The organism is Reichenbachiella sp. MSK19-1 (genome assembly GCF_003590315.1).
Lineage (GTDB): Bacteria > Bacteroidota > Bacteroidia > Cytophagales > Cyclobacteriaceae > Reichenbachiella > Reichenbachiella agariperforans.
The window spans coordinates 992,222-1,017,212 of sequence record NZ_MIER01000015.1 but is presented as its reverse complement, the minus strand read 5'-3'; the positions used below and the strand labels follow the sequence as shown (position 1 = coordinate 1,017,212).

At 44.3% G+C, this 24,991-nt stretch carries 18 protein-coding genes; 9 read left to right on the top strand and 9 right to left on the bottom strand.

All coding sequences use genetic code 11. The features are described from left to right. Window positions 1-64: 64 nt before the first annotated feature. Window positions 65-724, bottom strand: a complete 660-nt coding sequence (rpe, locus tag BGP76_RS12125) for a ribulose-phosphate 3-epimerase (RefSeq protein WP_119844990.1) — start codon at window positions 722-724, stop codon at window positions 65-67. A gap of 150 nt (window positions 725-874) precedes the next feature. Between rpe and BGP76_RS12120 the strand changes: the two genes are divergently transcribed. The 4 genes from BGP76_RS12120 (at window position 875) to BGP76_RS12105 (ending at window position 5,605) form a co-directional block, all read left to right on the top strand. Beyond that, a complete protein-coding gene (locus BGP76_RS12120; protein ID WP_370453795.1) occupies window positions 875-2,557 on the top strand; it encodes a 1-acyl-sn-glycerol-3-phosphate acyltransferase in 1,683 nt (560 codons plus the stop codon). Then, a complete protein-coding gene (locus tag BGP76_RS12115; RefSeq protein ID WP_119844852.1) occupies window positions 2,535-3,590 on the top strand; it encodes an NAD(P)H-dependent glycerol-3-phosphate dehydrogenase in 1,056 nt (351 codons plus the stop codon). Before BGP76_RS12120 ends, BGP76_RS12115 begins: the two co-directional genes overlap by 23 nt. A 229-nt stretch (window positions 3,591-3,819) precedes the next feature. Next, complete coding sequence (locus tag BGP76_RS12110; RefSeq protein ID WP_119844851.1) at window positions 3,820-5,109, top strand: C10 family peptidase; 1,290 nt, start codon at window positions 3,820-3,822, stop codon at window positions 5,107-5,109. A gap of 1 nt (window position 5,110) precedes the next feature. Continuing rightward, window positions 5,111-5,605 carry a hypothetical protein gene (locus BGP76_RS12105; RefSeq protein ID WP_119844850.1) on the top strand — a complete coding sequence of 165 codons (495 nt, stop codon included), beginning with the start codon at window positions 5,111-5,113 and terminating at the stop codon, window positions 5,603-5,605. 1,210 nt (window positions 5,606-6,815) lie between these two features. On the opposite strand, the gene BGP76_RS12100 is transcribed toward BGP76_RS12105, so the two are convergent. From BGP76_RS12100 to BGP76_RS12085, 4 genes are all read right to left on the bottom strand, one after another. Then, entirely contained in the window at window positions 6,816-7,721 is a 906-nt protein-coding gene (locus BGP76_RS12100; protein ID WP_119844849.1) for a hypothetical protein, read from the bottom strand. Window positions 7,722-8,132: 411 nt separating this feature from the next. After that, window positions 8,133-9,371: a M48 family metallopeptidase gene (locus BGP76_RS12095; RefSeq protein WP_119844848.1), complete on the bottom strand. Its 1,239-nt coding sequence runs from the start codon at window positions 9,369-9,371 to the stop codon at window positions 8,133-8,135. 42 nt (window positions 9,372-9,413) lie between these two features. Next, on the bottom strand, window positions 9,414-10,727 hold the full coding sequence (locus BGP76_RS12090) for an HTTM domain-containing protein (protein WP_119844847.1): 1,314 nt from the start codon (window positions 10,725-10,727) through the stop codon (window positions 9,414-9,416). Between the two features lie 3 nt (window positions 10,728-10,730). After that, on the bottom strand, window positions 10,731-11,768 hold the full coding sequence (locus tag BGP76_RS12085; protein WP_119844846.1) for a type IX secretion system membrane protein PorP/SprF: 1,038 nt from the start codon (window positions 11,766-11,768) through the stop codon (window positions 10,731-10,733). A gap of 193 nt (window positions 11,769-11,961) precedes the next feature. On the opposite strand from BGP76_RS12085, the gene BGP76_RS12080 reads away from it, so the two are divergent. The 3 genes from BGP76_RS12080 (at window position 11,962) to BGP76_RS12070 (ending at window position 18,170) form a co-directional block, all read left to right on the top strand. Continuing rightward, window positions 11,962-17,193 (top strand): PKD domain-containing protein, encoded by a 5,232-nt coding sequence (locus tag BGP76_RS12080; protein WP_119844845.1) that lies wholly within the window; start codon window positions 11,962-11,964, stop codon window positions 17,191-17,193. Between the two features lie 34 nt (window positions 17,194-17,227). Next, window positions 17,228-17,638, top strand: a complete 411-nt coding sequence (locus BGP76_RS12075) for a carboxypeptidase-like regulatory domain-containing protein (protein WP_119844844.1) — start codon at window positions 17,228-17,230, stop codon at window positions 17,636-17,638. A gap of 73 nt (window positions 17,639-17,711) precedes the next feature. Further along, entirely contained in the window at window positions 17,712-18,170 is a 459-nt protein-coding gene (locus BGP76_RS12070; RefSeq protein ID WP_245816826.1) for an NUDIX hydrolase, read from the top strand. Window positions 18,171-18,202: 32 nt separating this feature from the next. Here the strand turns inward: BGP76_RS12070 and BGP76_RS12065 are convergent, their stop codons facing one another. From BGP76_RS12065 to BGP76_RS12050, 4 genes are all read right to left on the bottom strand, one after another. Next, the gene (locus BGP76_RS12065; protein WP_119844843.1) at window positions 18,203-19,123 is read right to left on the bottom strand and encodes a lipopolysaccharide assembly protein LapB; all 921 of its coding nucleotides are present in this window, start codon (window positions 19,121-19,123) and stop codon (window positions 18,203-18,205) included. After that, window positions 19,120-20,088 carry a VWA domain-containing protein gene (locus BGP76_RS12060; RefSeq protein WP_073122304.1) on the bottom strand — a complete coding sequence of 323 codons (969 nt, stop codon included), beginning with the start codon at window positions 20,086-20,088 and terminating at the stop codon, window positions 19,120-19,122. Before BGP76_RS12060 ends, BGP76_RS12065 begins: the two co-directional genes overlap by 4 nt. A gap of 130 nt (window positions 20,089-20,218) precedes the next feature. Beyond that, on the bottom strand, window positions 20,219-21,286 hold the full coding sequence (locus BGP76_RS12055; RefSeq protein WP_119844842.1) for an Ldh family oxidoreductase: 1,068 nt from the start codon (window positions 21,284-21,286) through the stop codon (window positions 20,219-20,221). Window positions 21,287-21,288: 2 nt separating this feature from the next. After that, window positions 21,289-22,203 carry an exopolyphosphatase gene (locus BGP76_RS12050; RefSeq protein WP_119844841.1) on the bottom strand — a complete coding sequence of 305 codons (915 nt, stop codon included), beginning with the start codon at window positions 22,201-22,203 and terminating at the stop codon, window positions 21,289-21,291. 130 nt (window positions 22,204-22,333) lie between these two features. Here BGP76_RS12050 and BGP76_RS12045 point away from each other — a divergent pair, with 130 nt between their 5' ends. Then, a complete protein-coding gene (locus BGP76_RS12045) occupies window positions 22,334-23,890 on the top strand; it encodes an acyl-CoA carboxylase subunit beta (protein WP_119844840.1) in 1,557 nt (518 codons plus the stop codon). A 3-nt stretch (window positions 23,891-23,893) separates the two neighbouring features. Further along, window positions 23,894-24,964 (top strand): M42 family metallopeptidase, encoded by a 1,071-nt coding sequence (locus BGP76_RS12040; RefSeq protein WP_119844839.1) that lies wholly within the window; start codon window positions 23,894-23,896, stop codon window positions 24,962-24,964. Window positions 24,965-24,991 lie beyond the last annotated feature (27 nt).

Sequence of the window (24,991 nt, the reverse complement as noted above, 5' to 3'; positions counted from 1 at the left end):
GTGCGAGAGGAAGGGTGTTCCTGCCTATTTAGTCACATCCATTTTTCAAAGAATTTTATGTAATCTAGATACTTTTCATCTGACGAATCGTGGCTTTCGGGTCGGGCGTATTGTATATCCCAGACCCAGAGACGATGATGTCAGTACCTGCGTCTATGACTTGTTTGATGTTGTCTAGTTTGACCCCTCCATCGATTTCTATCTCGATGTGTTCTAGGTGTTTTTGGATCAGTAGATCCTTGAGTCGAGCGATTTTGTCTAGTGAAGACGGTATTAGACTTTGCCCCCCAAACCCAGGGTTGACAGACATGATCAGTACAAAATCCACGTCTGGGAGAATGTCTTCGATCGCCGAGAGTGGTGTGTGTGGGTTGAGGACGACACCAGCTCTTTTGCCTAGACCTTTGATGAGCTGTATGCTGCGGTGTAGGTGTGGGCACGCCTCTACATGCACACTGATCCAATCTGCACCGGCCTCAGCAAATGCCGGGATGTAATTGTCTGCATTTTTGATCATCAAATGCACATCGATCGGTAGTTGGGTACACTTTCGGATGCTGTTGAGTACGAGAGGTCCTATGGTGATATTAGGGACGAAATGACCGTCCATGACGTCATAGTGGATTACATCGGCACCTCCTTCGTCTACCATGACGATGTCTGCACCTAGTTTAGAAAAGTCAGCAGAGAGGATGGAGGGAGCTATTTGAATCTGTTTTTGCATGGGCTTAATTTTGTGCAAATATATACGTGGCTCACCTTTTCTCATTTATTAAAATTCACTTTCTTCTATTCACCCATTATTTAGTTAATTTGCGCTCTCAAAGGGATGAATCGAAATGTTCATCCTTTTTATTGTAACTATATGAAGTCCTTGGGAATAAAAAGAAAGACTAAGACAAAGTACAAGCCAATCCTCAAAAACAATAAGACTTGGCCTGTCATGCAAATGGCAAAAAAGAGGAAGGAGTTTGTTCATCTGGTAACGGAGGAGAGCTTTGACAATCTTTTGGAGTTGAGAAGAGGGAAATCGCTCAAGGAGGAGTTAGAGATGACGATCTTTCGGGAGAGACAGCGCGTCAAAAACAACCCGTGGAAAGTTGATCCCGATGATGACTACTCCTACTGGGAAGGGCAAAATGAGAAACTCGTGGGAGTGGATGCATTGCCGGAAGAAGAGCAAGAACCACGACTCAAAGAAATTCTCAGAGATGTAGTCGATAGATATAGCAACGAAATAGCGGGGCATTTTAACCCCTCTCACTATAACGTCACTCGTACGCTGGTGACCATCGGTTTTGGTAGATTGCTCAATGCAGCACGTGTCAAAGGTCCTTGGTCGGTATTTAGCAATCAACTCGACCTAGATGACAAAATTCATGTCAAGGGCAAGCTGGACGAACTCCGAAAGTTGGCTAAAATAGGTACTGTCGTGATGGTGCCTACCCACTACAGCAACTTGGATTCGGTATTGATCGGCTGGGTGATACAGCATTTGGGTCTCCCGCCATTCATCTATGGCGCAGGACTAAACCTGTTCAATCTCAAGATATTCGCTTATTTCATGAATAGCGTCGGGGCATATAAGGTGGACAGGCGCAAGAAAAACCCACTCTATCTCGAAACACTCAAATCCTACTCGACCATAGCGATTCGTGAGGGATGCCACAGTTTGTTCTTCCCAGGAGGGACTCGCTCTAGAAGTGGCAAGATCGAAAAATCACTAAAGCTTGGACTACTCGGTACGGCCATCGAGGCGCAGCGTCAAGTATTTCAAAGTGAGGACGAGGATCAAAATAAAGTCTTTGTGGTTCCTGTTGCCATCAACTATCACTTTGTGCTAGAAGCACCGAGTTTGATCAATGACTACCTGAAGAGGAAAGGGCAGCAGCGCTACTATGAGGAAAATGATGAGTTCACGACCTCTTATAAGATATCAAAGTTCTTGCTCAAGTTCTTTACCAAAGGATCGGATATCTCTGTGTCGATAGGAGATGCACTGGATGTATTGGGCAACCATGTAGACGCAAAGGGCAATAGCCTCGACAAGCAGGGAGAGGTGATTGATATCAAGGACTATTTCAAGTCCAACGGGGAGGTCACCGAAAACCATCAGCGCGAGCAGGAGTACAACCGTATCCTAGGAAAGAAAATCGTAGAGGAGTACCACAAGCATAACCGCGTGTTCTCTAGTCATCTGGTGGCCTATGTGGCATTTAGGATGCTGGGTAGAATACACCAACATCTCGATCTCTATGGCCTACTCAGACTGCAGGACGATGATTTGGTGATCGATTATGAAGTGTTCAAAAAGCAGTTTGTAGTCATCCTCGACGAGCTGAAAAAGCTCAATGCACAGAATGAGGTTGGCCTTGCGGATCATCTGTTAGGAGACATAGATGGTGTGATTACGCATGGATTGAAAAATCTAGGCATGTACCATGCCGTGATCCCTGTGGTCAAAAACAAGAAAGGAAATATCAAAGTACAGAGCATGAACTTGTTGTACTACTACCATAACAAACTACAAGGCTATGATCTCGAAAAGTTCTTCTAGGCGGCTGGTAGGAGTGATAGGCGCGGGTAGTTTCGGTACTGCGATAGCCAATATTTTGGCAGAAAAGAGTGATGTGCTTCTCTATGTCCGAGACAAAGAAAAAGCCAAAGCGATCATGACGGATCGTGTCAGCTCGTCTCAGCAGTTGGAAGAGAATATTACCATTGTCACGAGTTTAGAGGAGATAGGCAACAGCTGTGAGATCATCTTTCCGATCGTCCCCTCGGCGAATTTTCGGTCGATGATTCGCGACTTGGCACCTTACCTCAAACCCTATCATGTATTGATACATGGGACCAAGGGGCTCGATCTCAATATCCCAGAAGGAACTGTCATCACCAAAGAAAACCCGCTCTCTCGAAAGCATGTGCGGACGATGAGTGAGGTGATACTAGAAGAGACCTCTGTACTGCGTGTAGGGTGTCTGGCTGGGCCCAATCTGGCCAAAGAAATAGAACAACGCCAACCTGCAGCGACTGTCGTAGCGAGTCACTTTGAGGAAGTGATCGACGAAGGGCAAAAGCTCCTCAAGAACGATCGGTTCATGATCTATGGCAGCAATGATCTCATCGGTATCGAACTTTGTGGAGTGCTAAAAAACATCATTGCGATAGGCTCAGGAGCGGTGAGTGGTATGGGACTGGGCGAGAATGCCCGTTCGCTGTTGATCAGTCGTGGACTGGTCGAAATGATCCATATCGGCAATGCCCTCGGAGGCAATACCAAAGCTTTCATTGGGTTGGCAGGCGTAGGAGATTTGATCGCTACCTGTACCTCTAGTCTCAGTAGAAACTACACAGTAGGTTATCGTCTGGCAAAGGGCGAAACCATCGATCAGATCAAAGGCTCTATGGAAGAAGTCGCCGAAGGGATCAATACGATACAGATCATCAAAGAACTAGCGGATAGCCTCAATATCCGTGTCCCCATCACAGAGACCCTACACAAAATCATCCACGGCAAGATGACAGTGGCCGAGTCACACACCTACTTTATGAAGTTTCCCTTCCGTGCGGAGATTGATTTTATTTGAGTCGTAGCGTCTGCTAGGTGTGGGGTAGGATTATCTGATTTACAGGCCTTCAATGAGAAAGGGTTTGTCAATTCGTTTTTCGACAAAGTGTATTAGTTCACACATAGACTAAAAAGTAGATGAAATGGTATTGTTAAGAATTTATTAAATAGTTGTAGAGGACTTGATAATACTTTACGTAGGGCTTACTTTGGTTGTGTAGTTTTATATATTAAATACTAAACAATCCATGAAGACCAACCTATTTGATAGGCACGTAGTTTGCCTTTTGTTATCAATTTTTATTTTTTCTTGTCAAGAACCAGGAATAGATCCAATAGTATCATTAAACACTGCTGATTTATCATATCAAGTGAGAGCTGATGACGTGGAAAGTCTTACCAAAGCAGCTGTGTATACTGCAATGGATAGTAAAAGTAGACGGCTTGACAATATACGTGTTTCTGAGGTGATAGTAATTCCTGATGAAATTGGGAATCCCTCTTTATATGTTTCAAAATTTGATAGTATCGGATATTTAATCCTTTCTGCATCAAAAAAGGAAGCTCCTATTCTTGGTTACTCGTTTGAAAGTAACTTTAACATGGAGAGTCTTACTGGAGGTATGAGAGAATGGTTTTTAGATAGAGTTTATAGAATTCAAAGTTTAAATAAAGATGATGATTATCAGGTTCCTGAAGAAATAAATTTAAAATGGAAAACCCTATATGATCAGAATGTATTGGCTAATTCTAGACAACACCCTGAGGGAGGAATCTATCAAATTGTCGAAATTGAAATATTAGAAGAATACGGGCCGCTATTATCAACAAGGTGGGCGCAGAGATCACCATATAATGCACTTGTCCCCCTCAATTGTCCCTCACATGATTCAGGGAAGGCGCCAACGGGCTGTGTAGCAACTGCTATTGCTCAAATAGCGAGATATCATGAGTACCCTTCGAATAAGTACAATTGGCAAATAATGCCTGATTGGCCAACAACTATAGAAGATATCGATGCAGCTAATTTGGAAATTGCTCGGTTGATGAGGGATGTTGGCGTTTGGGTTGGGATGAATTATGGGTGTGGTGAATCAAGTGCTGGTACTGGTGATATTGTTAATGTCTTTAAGAATAAGTTCAATTACTTAAGTGGTGGGATCCATGAGGCCAGATCTTTGGAAGAGGCCGAACCGTTGGTTAAAGCAGATTTGAAAAAAGGTCTACCTGTTATAATGGCTGGTCATGAGCATTATACTACGTGGTCTTGGTTGTTTTGGGAAGAAACTTTTTATCAAGATGGTCATGTTTGGGTTTGTGATGGATATGCAAAAGATAGAGTTAGGATGATAAATCATAACAATAAACAGTTTTACTTTTTTTTATATGAATTTTACCACATGAACTGGGGGTGGGGCTATTCTGGAATGGGTAGTGCAGATAACAATGGTTGGTTTAGTTTCGAAGATATAGAGTTAAATAATGGAGTGAATTTTCAATACAATAGAAGATATATTACAAATATTAGACCGTACTAAGATGAGAAAACTTGTTGTTTTATTTGTGTGCTTTATTTTGGCTGTAAGTTGTGATTCTGAGAGTGCTTTAGAAAGTGACTCTCAAGCCACAGGCCCTGATTCAACGTTTGAATTTTCTTTCAGAAACAAGGAAGAAGCAGATTTATTGAATCCTAATACTGATGGATATTATTCTCATGAGCAGGTCAGAGTTTATTTAGACCCAGAAAGGTCACAGGATATTACTACACAATTTACAGGGGATTGGGACTTTGTTATACCTCCAGAAACATCAGGTTCACAATGGTACTGGGTTTATCTTGACGCAAGTTTGAATGGGAATGTTGGAGATGTTAGTTACTACCTTCAATTAAGTGCCATCGATGTTGATACTATAGTTGCTAAAACAAGAGAGCGAAACGCTTGGCCTGAAATTTATTATTTGGAATACAATGGAGTAATTCTCTTTGATGATTTAGAGAGTAAAAGGTTATGGGACGGTGTTATTTACAAATAGAGGAGAGATTGGGGAGTTTATATGGGAAGGACGAAATGATGCGTACCCCAATCATCCCTTGGTCGTAGTGTCCGCTAAGACCCAATCGTCCTCGTCTGTGAAGAGGATGCTGTGGTAGAACATTTGCAATGCAACTAATATCTCAACACTTTGTCTTCGAAATAGTGATATTCAATTGAGTAGATATTAATACGCTAAAGTTAGCGTATTAATATTCGAATAGTTGGGGGGATATACTAGTACTTCTTCGTCGCAAGACCCCATAAATACTATCATACAATTTGAGCCTGTCAAGCCATCTCAGAATATGACATCTACCGCACCAAAATCATAGCTACCATGTCATAAGTGACAGCTACCACTCAAAAACGGCATCTACCGGGTAAAAAGTCACATCTACCGCTTGAAAATCGCAGCTACGGGGTAATATATTAAAGCAACCTGTATGACTGGACTGGTATGCGTGACTAGTTGGTGTCAGGTGATGCCAAATCAAAGCGTGTAGATAATTGGCGCAATCTACTCCGCTACTATCCGCCGCACCCCTCTGGTCTTAGTGGACACTAAGACCTAAAATATAGAAGGGCGTCCCCGATGTATGAGTGATGCAATAAGAGATGATCAGCCTGTGATGAAGATCGTAGCGGGCGCTACGAACAGAGGAGGAATAGGTCTTTGCCATTCTGAAAGGGTTTGTGTTTAGATTTCTCCTAAATCGTCCCAAACCCTTCTTGAAAATGCTGTTTACAAAGCCTGGAGAGGGTTTTTATCCTCCTTTTTTAAACACGTGTGTTTGCTCGATCAAACACATGTGTTTCGAGCGTCAAACACATGTGTTTCGAGCGTCAAACACATGTGTTTCGAGCGCCAAACACGTGTGTTTCGACGGCCAAACACGTGTGTTTGTTTTGACGAGTATTTGTAGTCCTTTCATCCCCAACTTTTAGGGTCTCCCATAGCTGCTTTCGCTCGGCCGTAACATCCGCTAAGATCTAAAATGTGAAGGGTTTGTACTTAAACCATAAGACTGGGTCTGGATTATTGCCAGAGCGTACGCTGGGAATTAAATGACATTGAGGGGAGCTGTTTGTGATCGAGCGGACGCTCTTCTGATGGATAGGTCTTAGTAGGTGCTACGACCAGAGGGCTTTGTACTTCTTGATATTGTAAGCTTCCCCTCAAAAAAGAGGAAGCTTACTGAAGTATAATGTTAATTATAAACACAAGTAGCCTCAACAAAAGCGATAGACCCTTTACTTTCCCAATTCTCTAACCAATAACTATTAATGTCATCTTTATTTGCTGTTATGGTTTTCGTTATTGTCCCTCCACTATTAAACTCTTGAACAGTCATATAACTTGAGCTTTCATCTCCACGGAAATAAATGTCAATTCCTTTGTAAGAAAAATCGGAATCAATCCCCCCATTAGCAGGTTCTATAGTAGCCTCTACAGTTATAGATGTTGAAGTTTCGTTAATTATACAAGCTTTTTGTCTTATCCCTGCTGATGAAATATCACCACTAACTCCACTGTTACCCAAGCATTCGGTTAGGTAGTAATGCCAATCAGTACAGTCTTCCGAATTATCATCATCATCATCGTCATCATCATCATCATCATCTTTCTCTTTGTAGATTCCTACATCTTCAAAAGAATCCTCTCTAGGGGCCCATTCGTACCTTCTATTGTTTTCAAATGTTACCGTTTTCTTAAACCCAACGGCTTTTACATCTTCATTATTGGCTAACTTAGATAAAGCATCCCACTCATCTTCCCCTTCAGCGTAAGTATATATATATGAAATAATAACAGGTTTATTAGGGGAAACCTTACCAGAAAAGTTAGACCAATACAATAGTGCTGTATTAAGACTTGTACTTATATAAACTTCTTCACCTCCTTCATTAGACAAGTATAAATCTCCTTCATCAAAGTCTTTAAAGGCAATGATGTTGTCAGGATTTTCCTTTTGAATATCTGCAGTAGAAATTTCAGGGTTGATGATTTCCAAATAGTTAACCTTATCTATAAGATCATCCTCTTCATTATTACACGATATTAAAAAGACTGACAGGGCAATAAACAGAGTTGTTAGTTTTATTGTTTTTTTCATAGTTGTTTTAATGTGTTAATAAGCCCAAAATTGCCGCTCCTTTTTATGAAGAGGAATACCGAATATTTAGTATTTTTCCTTAAGCAAAATAATGTTACCCCAACCGTCCTCGTCTGTGACGAGGGTGCTGTGGTAGAGCATTTGCAACGCGATCAAAAGCAGGGGTAAGGAGATTCGCATTTTTGATTAGCTTTTATAGATGCCTAGAGATAGATACATAATCGCAGATCAACAAGCCATATACTTTTTGACATTTACTGTGGTGGATTGGGTTGCTGTTTTTACCCGAAAGGGACATAGCTTGAAAATAGTAGAAAGCCTATCCTACTGCCAATTACACAAGTATTGATTCTATCAAGTTTTACTCTAAAATCACCAGAGACATTCCCGTAAGTAAGCCTTACCCTCAAATTACGCTACCTTTTCCATCGCTTCTATCCGCTGCTGTAGGCTGGGGTGTGAGTAGTTCACGAAGACATAGGCTGGGTGTGGAGTCAGGTTGCCTAGATTGGTGGCGGTGAGCTTTTTGAGGGCGCTGATGAGTGGTTTACGGTCGTAGGTGCGTACGGCATATTCGTCTGCTTCGTACTCATTTTTCCTGCTCAGTAGGTTCATCAAGATACCGATGACGGTTGAGACTGGCGAGAACAGCATGCCGAATGCCAGTACGTTGATGTGCATGCTGGTGGAGTTAGCGCCTAGTGCCCAGGACACTTCGGAGCTAGAGATCAACAGCGAAAGCAACCAGAGCATGAATCCGATTTGAGCCACACTCAGGACCATAGACCAGACGATGTGTTTCTTCTTGTAGTGTCCTACTTCGTGGGCGAGTACAGCGACTAGTTCTTCTTCGCTGTGTTGATCGATGAGCGTATCGTAGAGTACTACTTTTTTCTTTTTGCCTAGCCCGCTAAAGAAAGCATTGGCTTTGGAGGATCTTTTGGAGCCATCGATCACGAAGATATTGTTGAGCGAGAAGCCAACTTTTTGGCTGTAGTGCGTGATGGCATCTTTGAGAGTCCCATCGCCCAGAGGAGTGAGTTTGTTGAACAGCGGGATGATTAGTGAAGTGTAGAACATGTTGATGAACACCATCAGTACGGCTGTTACGATCCAGAAATAAATCCAGAACGTCTGTGGGAATAGCGCGACGAGCGCAATGAAGACACCCACGATTATACCACCGACGATGACGGTCATGAGCCAGCCTTTGAGTTTGTCTAGGACGAAAGTCTTAGCTGTGGTTTTGTTGAATCCGAATTTTTCTTCAATCACAAAAGTGCCATAGATGTCGAAAGGGAGTCCCAAAATATCCGAAGCAAAGTACAAGATGCCAAAGAAGTAGAGTGACGATAGGTATTCGACTGGGGCAATGGCGCGAACTTGCGCATCCAGCCAGCCAAATATGCCAAACCAGAGCATGGCGAGCATCACGAAGAAACTCAACGTACTGCTAATCGCAGAGAACTTGAACACAGCAGTTTGGTAGCGCTGTGACTCGGCGTACTTTTCTTCATCGTAGATTCCTGTCAGTGATGCAGGGATCGGTTTTTTGCGACTCTTGTTGTTGAGGATGCCGAGGACTTTGTTGAAGACAAAGTCAAAAATGGTGATGCCGATGATCAGGTATAGAATCGTTTCGCTAGTCATACTTTCGTGTTTGTGGCAAAACTAAGAAAATACAGCGAAGGATTAATTCTTCGGTAGTATCCATTCGTTGTGTCCCCAGTAGTTCCATTTGGCCTGAGCCAGATCTACAGTCGGATCGATGAATGGCGCATATTCTCCTCGGTTGATTCTCACTTTGCTACCGATGAAATAAACCTCTGGGTGTGCTATACCTTTGGTTTGATAGTCCGCTTTGAGTATTTGAGCGAATTGCCAAGCGAAATCAGGGAAAGCACTGACGCTGTAGCGTTGCTTGGTACTGAGATAGTCACGTTGACGGATGCTGTAGTTTTTTCCTGTATCGGGATCATGCACTTGAAAGAGCCCTTGACCATAGCGAGACCTTAGCATCATGCGCCAGCTGAGTCTATGACCTTCTTCGGTCCATAGCACATCGCCCGGGATGTGATGATGTCGCAGCGGGAGATAGATCTGCCATAGAAAATACCCTACGAAACAGTACATGATCCAGCGGTTCGACTGATGAGACTGTGTATTGAGGGTAGGGCTGGTAGCAAAGAAAGTTGTCTGGATTTGCTTGGGATCAAAAAAGAATATGGCCAACGCCACGACCATGTAGGGAAATATCCCGATCTGAAACACTGCGGAGTTGAAGAGATTAAAAGATATTAGACCTACAAAAGCCATCTTTCTAGTTCTCTTCCAGAGCAATAGAGGGCAGATTAGTGCATCGAACAATATCCCCGAGTAGGTCACAAACGCCTGAAACCAAGGTTTGATGAGTAGTGGACCGATGAGGAAATAATCTCCTTTGGAGGCGAACTTCATCGTGATGAAATCTCCTGATATCCAGCTGTCAGAGAATTTGGCAACTGCTGCATAACTAAACATGACAAAGAGCTGTACGATAAAAAACAATCGATACCAATTGGGAGCATCGTATCGTGTGATACCACTAAGCCTACTGTCTAGTGATTTGCGCTGGTGTGGGTTGATCAATGCCATGAACCAGCAGAGTAGGACTGCTAGATAATAGTGGTTGTTGTAGCTAGACTTTTGCATGAAGTAGCACCCCGTCCAGAGTAGCGCAAGCGCTAGAGAACTCCAGCGGTATTGGTAGCCTGCCGCGACCATCAGACTAGCGATTCCCATCACGACGAAATAATAATACATGCCATCTCCGGGTAGTGGGTGCAACCAGTCTACCCAGATGAATGGAAAATGATGTTCAGGGTCTATAAAGACTTTTTTGATCCAGCCTGTACCAATCGCACCAAAGGATTCGGTAGCCATGAGTAAACCAAAGAGTATCCTGAATAAGACGATCTGGCTGTTGTCAATAGGTCTGAAAAATTCAGTCCGAAACTTGGCGAGCATCTGCTAGAAGATTACAGGGACGGGACATTTGAGCTCTCTCACATCGCGAGAGGGCTTGCGAGGATCCCCCAGTCTAAAGGTGTATATAATCGATACTTCGTGCGCTCCACCCGTGTTGATGCCGAGGCTAGATAGGGTGTAGTCAAAACTATAGCCGAAGGTGAGACTTTTTTGGGTGACCCCAAACATGAAGATGAGTGATTCACTGTTAGTGCCACTGCCCTCTGGGGTTTTGATTGGAATCCCTCGATACCATAGACCGAAGATGACAGGCTGTAATGTGAAGTACATCCCTAAGTCTAGTTGGTCAAATTCACCTTGGCTTCTATAGTTGAACGTAGGAGAGATGCTTCTTTCCATGCCTTTGGCTGTTTCACCTCTTTTGTATCCCGTCTGGAGCGGGATTTTGTATCCCCCATGAAACGATAATTTGCGAGGCAGTGGACTACCATCTCCTAGGAACGATTGGTCAGGTTCTCGGATATGGTGCATCGCTGCGCCAAACCAGATCCTCTCCGAATAGACGAGACCACCTAGCCCCATGTCAAAATAGCTTACTTTGCCTGCTCCATCAAACTGCTCCGCAGTTGGGTTGCCATTGAGGCCATTGTTGTCCAACTGATCGCCAAAGGTCAGGCGGTTGAAATTCAAATCTCGTAGCGTGTAGGATGCTTGGATGGCTGGACGAAAAGTCCATTTGTAGTTGACATTGACCTGATAGGCGTATTGTAGGGCGATCTCTGTAGAGGTTAGTCCTGCGATTCCTTCACGATCTGAGGTGATGAGGAGCCCGACGCTGCTGTTTTTTTCGTCAAAGTTATTGTCAACGTAAGCCGAGAAAGTCTCGAAACTTGCGTCGATCGAGGGCCATTGGTTGCGGTAGTTGACTCCTGCCCGCCCGATCTGATTGACTCCTGCCAAAGCGGGGTTTAGATACAATGGAGCTGCATAGTACTGCGAAAACTGCGGGTCTTGACCGTAGCTGTCTACTGAAATCAGTAAAGTTGAAACCAAAAAAAAGACGAGGACTTTCCTGAGCATAGGGTTAAATTTCGAGACTATACCGTGTAATAATAGAATCGTTGCAAAATAGAAAATATTGTAGCAATAAAGAAACGATTTATTTTTTGTTGACATCTATAGCATAGAAATGTCATTTCGTCTCGGAACTTAATTGAATTGCCTTATTTTTAGGGAAAATTTAATTATTTGAACAATAGATAATAACCGTTTTTTGGGACAGAAAAGCATCATCAGAATCAGACCAAACCAGCTCGTATTATGGCAATGCTTTGTGATGGCAGTGCTCAGTATGGTACATTTTGGGTCTCATGCACAGGATCAAAACTATTCTGAGTACAATTGGTTATTTGGTAACTCCACCGCTGGCATCACATTCAATAAGTCAGACGCTAGAGCACAACTAGACAATATCCAACAAATCCCATACGGGATAGGTGGAGGTGCTGTGATCACTAATCCAGTGACTGGAGACCTTATCTTCTACTCGGACGGTGAGCGTGTCTTTGACATCAATCATAACCCTCTTCCTGGTAATCCATTGTTGAATGGCAACCCTGCCATCAATCGATCTGCCGTGGTTTTTCCTCTTCCTTATAGTACGGGGCAGTACTACCTCTTTACCAACTCAGGGAGTGCGGGAGTCAACGAAATTCAATACAGCATCCTAGATAGAACACTGACTGGCAATGCTGTTGCGGGAGAGCCAGTCCTAGGAGATGTGAGTAGCCTCAACAATGGGACAGGTTTGGTAGATCCCTCAGAAGCCATGATCGTCATCAAGCAAGATGCAGATAACTATTGGCTAATTTCTCAGAACCGAACCACGCTAGAGTACCGAGTCACAGCGCTCAGCAGTGCCACGGGAGTGGGAGTCACGACTACTTTTGCGATAGGAACGGTTACTGACCCTGCTTATGAAGCGGCTAGTTTCGCCTATGACGAAATCAACGGACGTTTGGCGATCGCACCGAAGGAGGAAAATCGAAATGTCTATGTCATGGATTTGGATATAGCCACTGGTACCTTGGTTTTCAATCGAGCTATTCGCAATACAGGTTTTAGTGATGGAACTGGCGAAGCGGTCTATGATCTAGAATGGTCTGCATCAGGGGATCAATTGTATATTTCTCGCTTTGGTAGTTCCGCAGAGGAGGGAGATTTGTACCAGTTTGATTTTAACGATACGGTAGAGACGGTTAATTCTATTTTGTTTCAGCCTGTCTTTAGAAGTTATGGGATACAAAGAGGACCAGATCAGAACATCTATCACCTCTATCAGCAGACCAGTGGTGATGCGATAGAGATCGGACGAATCACCGAGGCGGATAGTACTTATCACGAGGATAGCTTGTTTTTCAATGTGGGCTATGACAGTTTGGCTTTTGCCCCGTCCAATATCAATGGGCGTCAGTTTCCTGCTTTTGCCGCTCCACATTTCGAGATGTTCGATACGGTGTCTTTTTTCTTACTCGATACCTGTACTTCACAGTCTACCAAATTCTTTTCGATGGTAGAGCCCACGCCAGAAAGTTACGTTTGGGATTTTGGGACTGGAGACTCTTTGTCAGGTCCAGCGCCAGTTTATACTTTCCCAGCCGCAGGCACTTATTCCGTATCGCTGACTGTCACACTCAATGGAATCGAAGAATCATATACCCGAGTGGTGTCTATTACCGAAAATGACTTGGTGATCGATCTCGGTATGGATACGGTGAGATGTCCTGGCGAAGTGTTTACCTATGATGCGGGAGACGGAGGACTGACCTACGCATGGAATACGGGAGAGACGACCCAGACGATAGATGTAGATACTACGGGGATCTTTTCGGTGGCGGTAGAGACTGCTGCAGGCTGTCGTAGTTATGGCTATGTGCAGGTCGTCACCTATGAGGACGAGTCACAGTTTCGTAACCAATGGTACTTTGGAGAGAATGCAGGGATAGATTTTAATGATCCTAATGGTACGGTGGCTATTACTGATGCCAACCTCATGACTTCACCGCAGGCGGCATCTTCGGTTTCCGATCTCAACGGAGACCTGCTTTTTTATACGAATGGTGTGACAGTCTGGAACAAAGAACATCAAATTATGGTCAACGGCACCAATATAGGTGGAGACAGTACGTCGATGCAGGGGGCGATGATTATGCCTTTTCCTGGAGATAGTACGACTTTTTATGTCTTTACGAGTGATCCAGTCTATGGGGATAATACCTACAATATGCGGTATAGCATCGTTGATATGAAACAGGATGTGATGCGTGGCGCAGTGGTACAAAAGAACCTGCCATTCTTTACGAACAGTACTGAGCGGATGACTGGAGTGGGGCTGGGGCAGGGTTTATCTTGGTTGATCACGCATGAGTTTGGTAACAATCAATTCAAATCTTATCCCGTGACAGCTACTGGTATAGGCGAACCGTTGACTTCTGCTGCGGGGAGTGTACTGCGGTTAGATGAAGAGAAGAATGCAACTGCTGAGATGCAAGTCGCTCAGGCAGGTAACTACATCGCGATGGCGATTCAGGACACCAACGAAAATTACATAGAACTATTCGAAATCGATACTTTTGGTGTGGTGAGTCAAATCGCCAAGATAGATGTAGAGGAACCATTACCGGCACTGATCTATGGGGTAGAGTTTTCTTCTGGAGCTGAAAAGCTATATGTCACGACCCATTCAAACGGGTCAAAACTTCTGCAATATGACTTAGACAGTATCCAAGCGCCCACCGCCGAAGCAGACATCATGGCGACCAAGTATGAGCTAGGAGCTAGTGCAAGCTTGGAGTTTGGAGCATTGCAGACGGGAGCGGATGCTGTGATCTATATGGCCATCGAAGGACAGACGACTATCGGTACGATCAATAGCCCTGCAGCAGATGATGACTTGGCAGGGTTTGTCGTAGATGGATTTGATCTCGAAGGGCGCACAAGTAGGTTGGGACTACCCAATTTTGCGCAGACCGTACCTTTGACAGCCATGCAACCAGGAGCACTGGTCACTAATGCCTGTCTGGGACAAGAGACTATTTTTGATGGGTCAGGGACTTCTATTATAGATAATTATTTATGGACTTTTGATGACGGGACTTCTGCCGCAGTAGAGGATACGACACACTTATACAATCTAACGGGTATTTATAACGTGTCACTACAGGTGACGAATCGATGTGGTTTGGATACCACATTTTTGCAACCCGTGGAGGTTTTTGCCATACCGACCGCACCGACGGTAGAAGATGCTGTCACGCTCTGTAATGGACCAGTGATGCTAGAAGCATGGCCTATCGATACAGCGGCATTTTCATATACTTGGTCTACAGGAGATACCACACGCCAAATAACAGTAACGCAGGCTTCCATTGTTTCAGTCTTTATCACAGACACCACGGGTTGTCAGTCAGATCCTAGAGAGTCTTTTGTAGACGATACCAGTCCAATTGTCAATTTGGGGCCAGATCAGATGATTTGTCAGGATGTAGTATTTGCTCCTTTGGATGCACAAAATCCAGGGTCGGCGTACACTTGGAGTTTGAATGCTACTCCAAATGGAAACACACTGAGCCAGCAAGAGGTAGATACTAGTGTGCCAGGAGTCTATTTGTACGAGGTGGAGGTTGTGGACATATTCAACTGTAGTACGATTGATGATATAGAACTCACAGTACAGCCTACACCTAATTATACTTTCACGCCGACTCCTACTACTGGCTGTGGCGCTACGGATGGTGCACTGAATATCGACATCACGGATGCGGGTAGCTTTACCTATGGATTGTCAGGGCCTGTATCGGTTACATCTACAGCAATCGCAGGGCCATCTGGGGATACCCAAATCGCTAATAATCTGAGTGGTGGTGGATATACCATCACAGTGACTAATACCGTTTCGGGGTGTGCCAACCCACAGCTTGCTACGGTAGCTGATGGAGGAACATTTACGCTGAGTGTAACACCAGTACGAGGCTGCCCTGGTGATGGAGAGTTAGAAGTCACAGTGAATGCACCCGTTACTGCTAATGTAGATTATGAGCTTTTCGATGAAGTAGGTAATTCGATATTTGCATCAAGTGCTACTTTAGATGCAGCCAATCAATTTGCGATTACCAATCTAGATTCTGGTACTTATTCTCTCGTGGTAGAGGGAGTTGATGGATTAGGGAATGTATGCGTCGGTACACTTGACGATATTCAGCTGGACGGGAACGAAAGAGCGGACTTCAGTGTCGATCCACAGTACATTTGTGGTACAGAGGGGCAGGTAGGGATTTTGCCCGTGACCGTCAATGCTGCCGATCCAGTGTTGTACTCTTGGACAGGACCCAATATCATAGGTTCGGCACAGGGAGACTCTGTTGTAGTCGGGACGGCAGGTAGTTATTTTGTGACCTCATCGAGTACAGGTTATTGTGATTATACCCAAGAGGTCATAGTGACGCAAAATGATTTACCAGAAGTTCAGATAGACGTGACGGGTAACGAGTGTGATGGGTCACTACTACTAGAGGCGAACATTACCAGTACGCTAGTGGGTAATCCGGCCTACGAATGGGATAATGGAAACCTAACTTCTCAACGCAATGTAACCAATACAGGTACCTATACTGTGAGCGTGTTGGATCAAGGGACTGGTTGTGTCAATACCGTGGACAGGACAGTAGATGTTTTTGATGAGCTCACTGTCTTTATAGCCGCAGATCCTAACTGTGACGATAATTCAGAAGTGTTTTTGAGTGCCTATGCCAGTATCTCTGAGGATGTGACTTTTACCTGGACAGACTTGAATGGTGAAGTGTTGTCTGAGACGGGTGCAGAGATATCTATAAGCGAGAGTGGTAGCTACTCGGTCAATGTGGCTTCTGATGTGAGTGTATGCCAAGCTGACGCGAGTATAGATGTAGCAGTGACTCCAATCGATGAAGACCAACTGACGATGTCTCCAAACGAGTCTTTTTGTAGTCAAGATCCAGATCCTCAGAATAGTGAAGTAGCGTTAGACCCAGGTGCATTTACATCCTATGTATGGACAATCATTAATGATACGGATGTCTTGGGTACGGATCGCATATTAGTTGTCAATACGCCAGGTGTTTATGAGGTAACTATAGGCAATGGGTTTAGCTGTATCAGAGATATTGTAGAGGTGTTTGACAATTGTGCTCCTATCATTCATGCGCCGAATGCCTTTGCTCCGAATGGAACGAATGATCAGTTTTTTGTTTATCCTAACGACTATGTCTTCAATTTTAGCATCAAGATTTATTCGAGATGGGGGGAGTTGGTGTACTATTCTGAAAATATCAACTTTAGATGGGATGGGTATTATCGTGGACAATTGCTACAAATGGGGACGTACGCCTACATTATGACATTTGAAAGTTCGCTCCAGCCCGAGAGAGGGCAAATCCAACAACGAGGAGGAGTGATGATTGTGCGCTAAAACTTTATGGTTCAGTTAATTAAAAATATTTGGCATGGTTCATGAAAGAGTGAGAGCGAATCAATTAAGAATATGGATGGAAAAGTATTTTTCAAAAAGTGTTTTATGGATTTTGATTTTTTTACTCTCTGCGTCTTTTCAGCCGGCAGAGTTGAGGTTTTTGCCTACTAAGTTAAAAATCACGGTACTCAATGAATTGGGTAATCCTGTAGAGGGAGCAGAGGTAACGGTTTTCGCGACGAAGGATGACTACAGAGCGGAAACGAATGCAGTGTTACCCACGGACAAGACGGATGAAAACGGACAGGTATTGTTCAAAGGACTCGATCCCATTCCGTATTACATTCATGCTGACAACAGTGGTCAGAGCAATATTGGTGCAGGGGTATTGACCTCTGAACTCAAAGAAGGAAGAATCAATAAAGTAAATACAGTCATTGGATAGAAAGGAATTAATCAGGCAGATTGAATCATATCAATCTGCTTACATAGAGGAATTAGCATATAAAAGGAGGTTTTTGGACCTCCTTTCTTTTGATAACTGTTTTGAGCGCAGCCTGTCATTTGGGCACATCACCGCGTCCGCATGGGTACTGAACCCGAACCGCGATGCTGTCATGCTCTTGCATCACAAGAAACTAGATCGATGGCTACAGCCTGGTGGTCATGCGGATGGTGATGAAGATGTCGTGCGTGTTGCACAAAAGGAGCTGTCGGAAGAGACCGGGTTGACGCAAGTGAAGTTGTTGAAGGACGGTATATTCGATCTGGATATCCATGCTATCCCTGCCCGTAAGGCTGATCTTGCACATGAGCATTATGATGTACGTTTTGTATTCGTAGCATTACAGCCCGACGAAATGAAAAAGAATGAGGAGTCCAATGATTTGGCTTGGATTCCGTTAGAGCAACTCGACGATTATGTAGCGGGCGAAGCGTCTATCTTGCGTATGTTAGAAAAATCCAAGCACTTATAAGTCAGAGCAATAGGTGAAAGCACTATTGTTCCCTACCAATCGGGCTTGTCGCTACTCTGGTTGTTGGTAGGTCTTCTGCGGTTTTGCTGGATGTATTGTATCTCGCTGTTTTTGAGTGCTTCTAGGATCATTTTTGCCTTTTCTTCGGAGATATTCATTTCTTTTAGCTTATCAGAGGTGCTAGGAGGGGCTTGTCCTTCTTGCCCTTCTTGTGAATCAGTATTTTGCTGATCTTGCTGTTCTTCTTGATCGCCCTCTTGGCCTTCTTGGTTCTGCTGCTGTTCTTGCTCTTGGTCGTTTTCTCCTTCTTGCTGGTTTTCTTGGTTTTGATCTTGCTCACCATCTTCTCCTTCTTGGTCTTCGGATGATTGCTCATTTTGATCTTCGGACTCTCGGTTCTCACCGTCTTCGTTCTCTCCTTCTTGGTCGCCTTCTTGGTTTTCTTGATCTTGTTTCTCTTGATCCTTCTGATTTTCGTTTTCCTGTTGGTCGTCCTTGTTTTCTTGGTCTTGATCCTGATCCTGCTGTTCCGTTAGTTTTTTCTTGATCAGTTCATAGTTGTAGCGTGCATCTTCATTGCGAGGATTGGCTTTGAGTGCTGATTTGAAAAAAGACAGTGCTTTTTGGAGTGTTTTGGGGTCGTTAGATAGCGCGCCGAGCTGCTGATAGGCAATTGATTTGAGTTCCTCGTTCTCGGAAAGAATGAGTTTCATATATTGGTTTTGTGCCTCTTCATTTTTTCCTAATTGGAAGTAACTGTGACCTAGGTTGAGGACTGCATTTTCATCATCGATATTCATCGAGTCTATGAGGTAGGAGAACTTCTCAGCTGCGAGTGTATAGTTACCCGCTTTGAATGCCTTTTCGCCTTCTTTTTTGAGACCATTGACTTTGGCAACATCACTGCCATCTATCGTCCATGTCATCAGGAAAATGAAAACTAGCTTGATCATATCGTCATGGTTTTAGTTCTAACGAGTACGTCGAAAAGCAAAAGGACGATCGCGAGTGCTAGAAAGTAAAAGTACTTATTGGCCGATACATCGACTTGTTTGGCATCTCGTAGTTCCCCCTCTATGTCTCCTATGGTATTGATGAGTTTTTTGACATCATTTTGCTTGTCATTAATCTCGAAATAAATTCCGTTGGTTGACTTAGCTAGTTTTTTTAGAGAGGTCGCGTTGAGTTTTGAGATGACTTCTTGTCCTTGGTTGTCTTTCTTGAAACCGTTTCGGGTCATAATTTTACTACCTCGTGAGGTGCCGATTCCTAGTGTGAAAAGCTTGATTCCTTCATCTTCTACTTTTTTGGCGATTGATTCGGTGTTTTCCCCGAAATCTTCCCCGTCACTGATGAGGATGATGATTTTTGATTTTTGTCTGCTGACGGTGTTTTCTTCGTCCGTGATTTTTTCTAGGGCCATACCCAGAGGAGGCCCAAAATCTGTACCCGTATTGGGTACTAGAGAGGTGTTCAGTGTTTCGATAAAGAGACCCAAGGCACTCTTGTCATAAGTCAGAGGGCACTGTACATAAGCTTCATTTGAGAACATGATCAAACCGATGCGATCCGAGCTAAATGCCTGAACGATCTCATTCAGTTCAAATTTTATTTTTTCTAACCGAGAAGGCTGGATGTCAAAGGCGTTCATGGACTGGGATAAATCCACACAGATGAAGATGTCTTTGCCTACAGATTTGATCTCTTTCTGGCTGTGACCAAATGAGGGACCCATCAAAGCAACGATAAATAGTGAGAAATAGAGGGTACGTAGTACTACTTTGTAAAACACCCTACGGTAGCTACTCTGGAGTGCACGAGCAGCATTGACCGCTCTCACGATGTAGGCGATGTATAACAATCCGAAGAGTAAGATGAAGACAATCTCCAAGGTACCGAGTGTACCATTCCAAACCATATGCTGACGCTGTTTTTAGATTCTGACAAATATAATTATCGGCTCAGCAAGCCCAAATCATTCCGTGCGCTATTTAACAATTTTTAGCATTTGATTGTCTGAGAGGAAGAAATGACCGTACTAGTATACGCTACAGCTTCACACCGAATTTTGCTCCTAGTTCGTTTAGATCCGCGATGACCGCATCCAATACAGGGATGCCGTTTTTCAAACGTTCTGCCTCCATACCTCGCTCATAGTCTCCAGGGATTTGGACTGGTACATTAGGATCGATAGGCGTAGTTTGTCGGAACCTTGCGACCCATTGGTCCATGTGCCGAAGGAATTCTTCCTTAGGTCTAAAAGCATCTACGCGCATGGCTCCAAAGAAGTGTCCAAGTCCTTCGCCTACAGGATCAGCAACTGGGTCGATGAAACTCACGAAAGGAGGTACCCACGGGCCATAGTTGGCACCCGACAGTACTGCCGAAAAAATATCAACAATAGAACCTAGAATGTATCCCTTGTGAGAGGCATGTTCACGATCTCCGCCGAGAGGTAGCAGTGCGCCCCCCTCTTTGACCCCATGCGCATTTGAGGTAGGTGTACCGTCTCCGTCTTGGATCCAGCCGAGAGGAGCATCTTCTTTTTTGCGTTGTAAAACTTCTAGTTTGCCATTGGCTGCTGTCGTAGTTGCCATATCCGCGATGAAAGGCGTCTCGTTGAGCGTAGGGATTGCTACAGAGATTGGGTTGGTACCCAACATACGTTCTTTTCCAAAAGTAGGAGCGACGAGGGGGCTTGCATTGGTGAGCGATATACCGATCATGTCCTCTTCGAGAGCCATCATGGAGTGAAATCCTGCGATTCCGTAGTGGTTTGAATTCTTGACACTGACCCATCCCGTGCCGACTTGTTTAGCTTTGTCTATGGCCACCTGCATCGCACGCGGACCTGCCACGAGCCCTAGTGCAGCATCTGCATCGATCGTCGCGGTAGAAGGGGTTTCATGTACGATTTGGATGTTAGGCTTGGCATTGATGCGGTCTACTTCCCATAACCTGACGTATCCTTTGAGTCGAGCAATTCCATGAGAATCGACTCCTCTGATATCCGCACTGATGAGCACGTCGGCAGCACTGGCAGCGAGTTCTTCGGTGTGACCGATAGCAATGAATATTTTTTTGGCGAATGTATGTAGTTGTTCGTAGCTATACATGTTTACTTGATTTTAGTCGGGAGTCCGTGATAGAGTACGCCTTCCTTGAGGGCAAATGGGGAGATTTTGATTTGATCAAACCCGCAGTTATCGAGTACGTTATGCGTGACGATGGATGCACCGACAATCATATCAACTCTCAATTCTATCATGCCCGGTATGGCTAAACGCTCTTGTTTGTTTTTAGCGATCAGCTCTTGGTGAATGGACTCAAAAAGTTCTTTGCTTAAGGTTGGTTTTTTGGTAAGGTTGGGCTGTGTTTTTTTTGATTGGATGTCCCAAAAAGTGTCAAAAGAGCCGGAGGACCCGATGAGGTATTGGGCATTAAATTTTTCACTCATAGAGAAAACTTCCTGCAAGGTCTCTGTAATGAATGCGTCGAGATCATCGGCTTCTTGTGTTGTGATAGGGTCCGATTTGTGAAATTGATCGATGAGTCGCTGACCACCGATCTCGTAGCTCCTGAGCCAGAGTATGTCGTGCGCATCGGCTAGGATAAATTCGATACTCCCACCACCGATATCCATGATGAGAGCAGGTTCTTGGATGTCAATAAATTCTTTGACGCCTTGATAGATCAAAAAGGCCTCTTCATCTCCTGACAGGACTTGGATTTCTATCCCAGTTGTTTCTCTGATAGCATCGATGAATTCCTGTTTGTTTTCCGCATTTCGAACCGCGCTGGTGGCTGTAGCGGTGGTTTCGGATACTTCGTATTCTTTGAGTTTTGTACGAAAACGTGATAGCGTTTCTATGGCTCTTTCCATAGCATCATCAGATATGAACCCCTTGCTGATTCCGTTTTTTCCTATGCGAACGGCTACTTTCTCCTTATGTAGTATTTTGTTGTTGTTTGACCGATCTACGATCAGCAAGTGGAACGTATTGGTTCCGATATCTATGACCCCTTCTCTCATGTTCTTCAAAAATTCGGGCTAATTTATGAAATAAATTGATCTTAGAGATGGACTGAGGGAGACTTGTTGCGGCATGGGAGAAATGTTTGTCGGACTACTTATATTTGATAGAAGACTAAACCCAAACAGCATGAATCTAAAGACCGAAGAAGAAAAAATCGATTATCTCGAAAAGCTGAATCGAGAGGCAGAATTAGGTGGAGGAGAGAAACGTATCGCGGCGCAGCATGCCAAAGGAAAGTTGACGGCCAGAGAACGTGTAGAGCTACTGTTGGATGACGGTACTTTTCAGGAGATTGGCAAATTGGTGATTCATAGAGCAGCTGATTTTGGTCTCGATAAACAGAAGATATTAGGGGATGGTGTGGTGACTGGCTATGGCAATGTCAATGGACGTTTGGTCTATATATACAGTCAAGATTTCACTGTGTTTGGTGGGGCTCTATCTGAAACTCATGCGGAGAAGATTGTCAAGATCATGGATTTAGCTCTCCAAAACGGTGCCCCCATCATTGGTCTCAATGACTCAGGAGGCGCTAGGATACAGGAGGGGGTAGACTCCCTAGGGGGCTATGCAGATATTTTCTTTAAGAATACGATGGCTTCTGGCGTGGTGCCTCAGATTTCTGCAATCATGGGGCCTTGTGCTGGGGGAGCGGTGTACTCGCCAGCCATTACGGATTTTGTATTTATGGTGGAGCATAGTTCTTACATGTTCGTAACAGGACCTAATGTGGTAAAAACAGTGACGCAAGAAGTCATGACGGCTGAAGAACTCGGTGGTGCATCCGCGCATAGTGTCAAGAGTGGTGTGACGCATTTTGCCAGTACAAATGAAGTGGAGTGTTTGAGGAGTATCAAACGACTACTGAGTTTTATTCCGCAGAATTGTGAGGAGTCGGTAGGGGAAGTACCCTACGTGATCTCCGAAGAGCAACGTCCCAGGTTGAATCAAATCATCCCTGCTAACCCTAATCAGCCCTATGATATTAAGGAGGTGATCACGGAGGTGGTGGATGACCATGATTTTTTTGAAGTACATCAGAACTATGCTGAAAACATTGTTGTTGGGTTTGGGAGAGTGGCGGGACGGAGCATAGGGGTAGTCGCAAATCAGCCGCAGAGTTTGGCAGGTGTACTAGATATAGACGCAAGTAAGAAAGCGGCACGATTCGTCCGGTTTTGTGATTGTTTTAACATCCCGTTGGTTGTATTCGAAGATGTGCCGGGCTTTTTGCCTGGTACGGATCAAGAATGGAACGGCATCATTAGCAACGGTGCTAAGTTGCTGTTTGCGTTTTGTGAAGCGACTGTACCACGGATTACAGTTATCACGCGAAAGGCTTATGGAGGAGCCTATGATGTGATGAACTCGAAGCATATCGGGGCAGACCTGAATTTTGCATGGCCGACTGCTGAAATAGCTGTGATGGGCGCAAAAGGTGCTTCGGAGATTATTTTCAAATCCGAAATCAAATCTGCTTCTGATCCTGAGGCTAAGTTGAATGAGAAAGTAGAGGAGTACACAGACAAGTTTGCCAATCCCTATATCGCTGCGAGTCGGGGCTTTATCGATGAGGTGATTGTTCCTGAGAATACGCGACTAAAATTGATCGCAGGCCTACGCATGTTAGAAAATAAAGTGGCTACTTTGCCCAAGAAAAAACACGGAAATATACCCTTGTAAGATATGAATGAGAATAGTAAGAAGTTTTTGTACAAATATTTAGATAATCCTTCACCTACTGGTTTTGAATCTTCTGGACAGAAGATCTGGTTGGAATATATGAAGGCATATACCGATGATTATATCACGGATACCTATGGTTCGGTAGCGGCGATCATCAACCCTGAGGCCAAATACAAGGTAGTCATAGAAGCACATGCCGATGAAATCTCTTGGTTCGTCAACTATATCACAGATGAAGGGTACATCTATGTGGTGAGGAATGGCGGGTCGGATCATCAAATCGCACCTTCTAAGCGAGTCAATATCTTCACAGACAAAGGAATTGTCAAAGGTGTATTTGGGTGGCCTGCCATCCACGTGCGCAAAGATAAAAACGAGAAGAATCCTGCGATGGATAATATCTTCATCGATGTAGGATGTGAGAGCAAAAAGGAAGTTGATGAGCTAGGAATCAAAGTGGGCAATGTCATTACATTCGATGATGAACTGATGGAACTCAATGGTAAATATCTATGTGGAAGAGCTTTGGACAACCGCATAGGAGGGTTTATGATTGCCGAGGTAGCACGTAAGCTCAAAGAGAACAAAGTAGAGTTGCCATTTGGGCTTTATATCGTCAATGCGGTGCAGGAAGAAATCGGCCTCAGAGGAGCTGAAATGATGGCCGCTCGAATCAAACCTAATGTAGCGATCATCACCGACGTGTGTCATGATACGCACTCACCGATGTACGACAAGAAGCTCGATGGAGATCAGAAAGCTGGAAAAGGCCCCGTCTTGTCCTTTGGTCCTGCTGTTCAGAATAACTTACTGAAGATGATCATGGACGTGTCCGAGTCTAAGGAGATACCTTATCAGCGTGCGGCTTCTTCACGATCTACTGGAACGGATACGGACGCCTTTGCTTACAGTGGAGAGGGGATTGCTTCGGCATTGATCTCATTGCCGATCAAGTATATGCATACGACGGTAGAAACGGCTCATCTTGATGATGTGGAGCATGTCATCAACCTGATGTACGAGTTCTTGGTGCAGTTATCCGAGGGACATGATTTTAGCTATTTAAAATAGAGCTGTCAAGGGTTTGGGCAGTAGCCA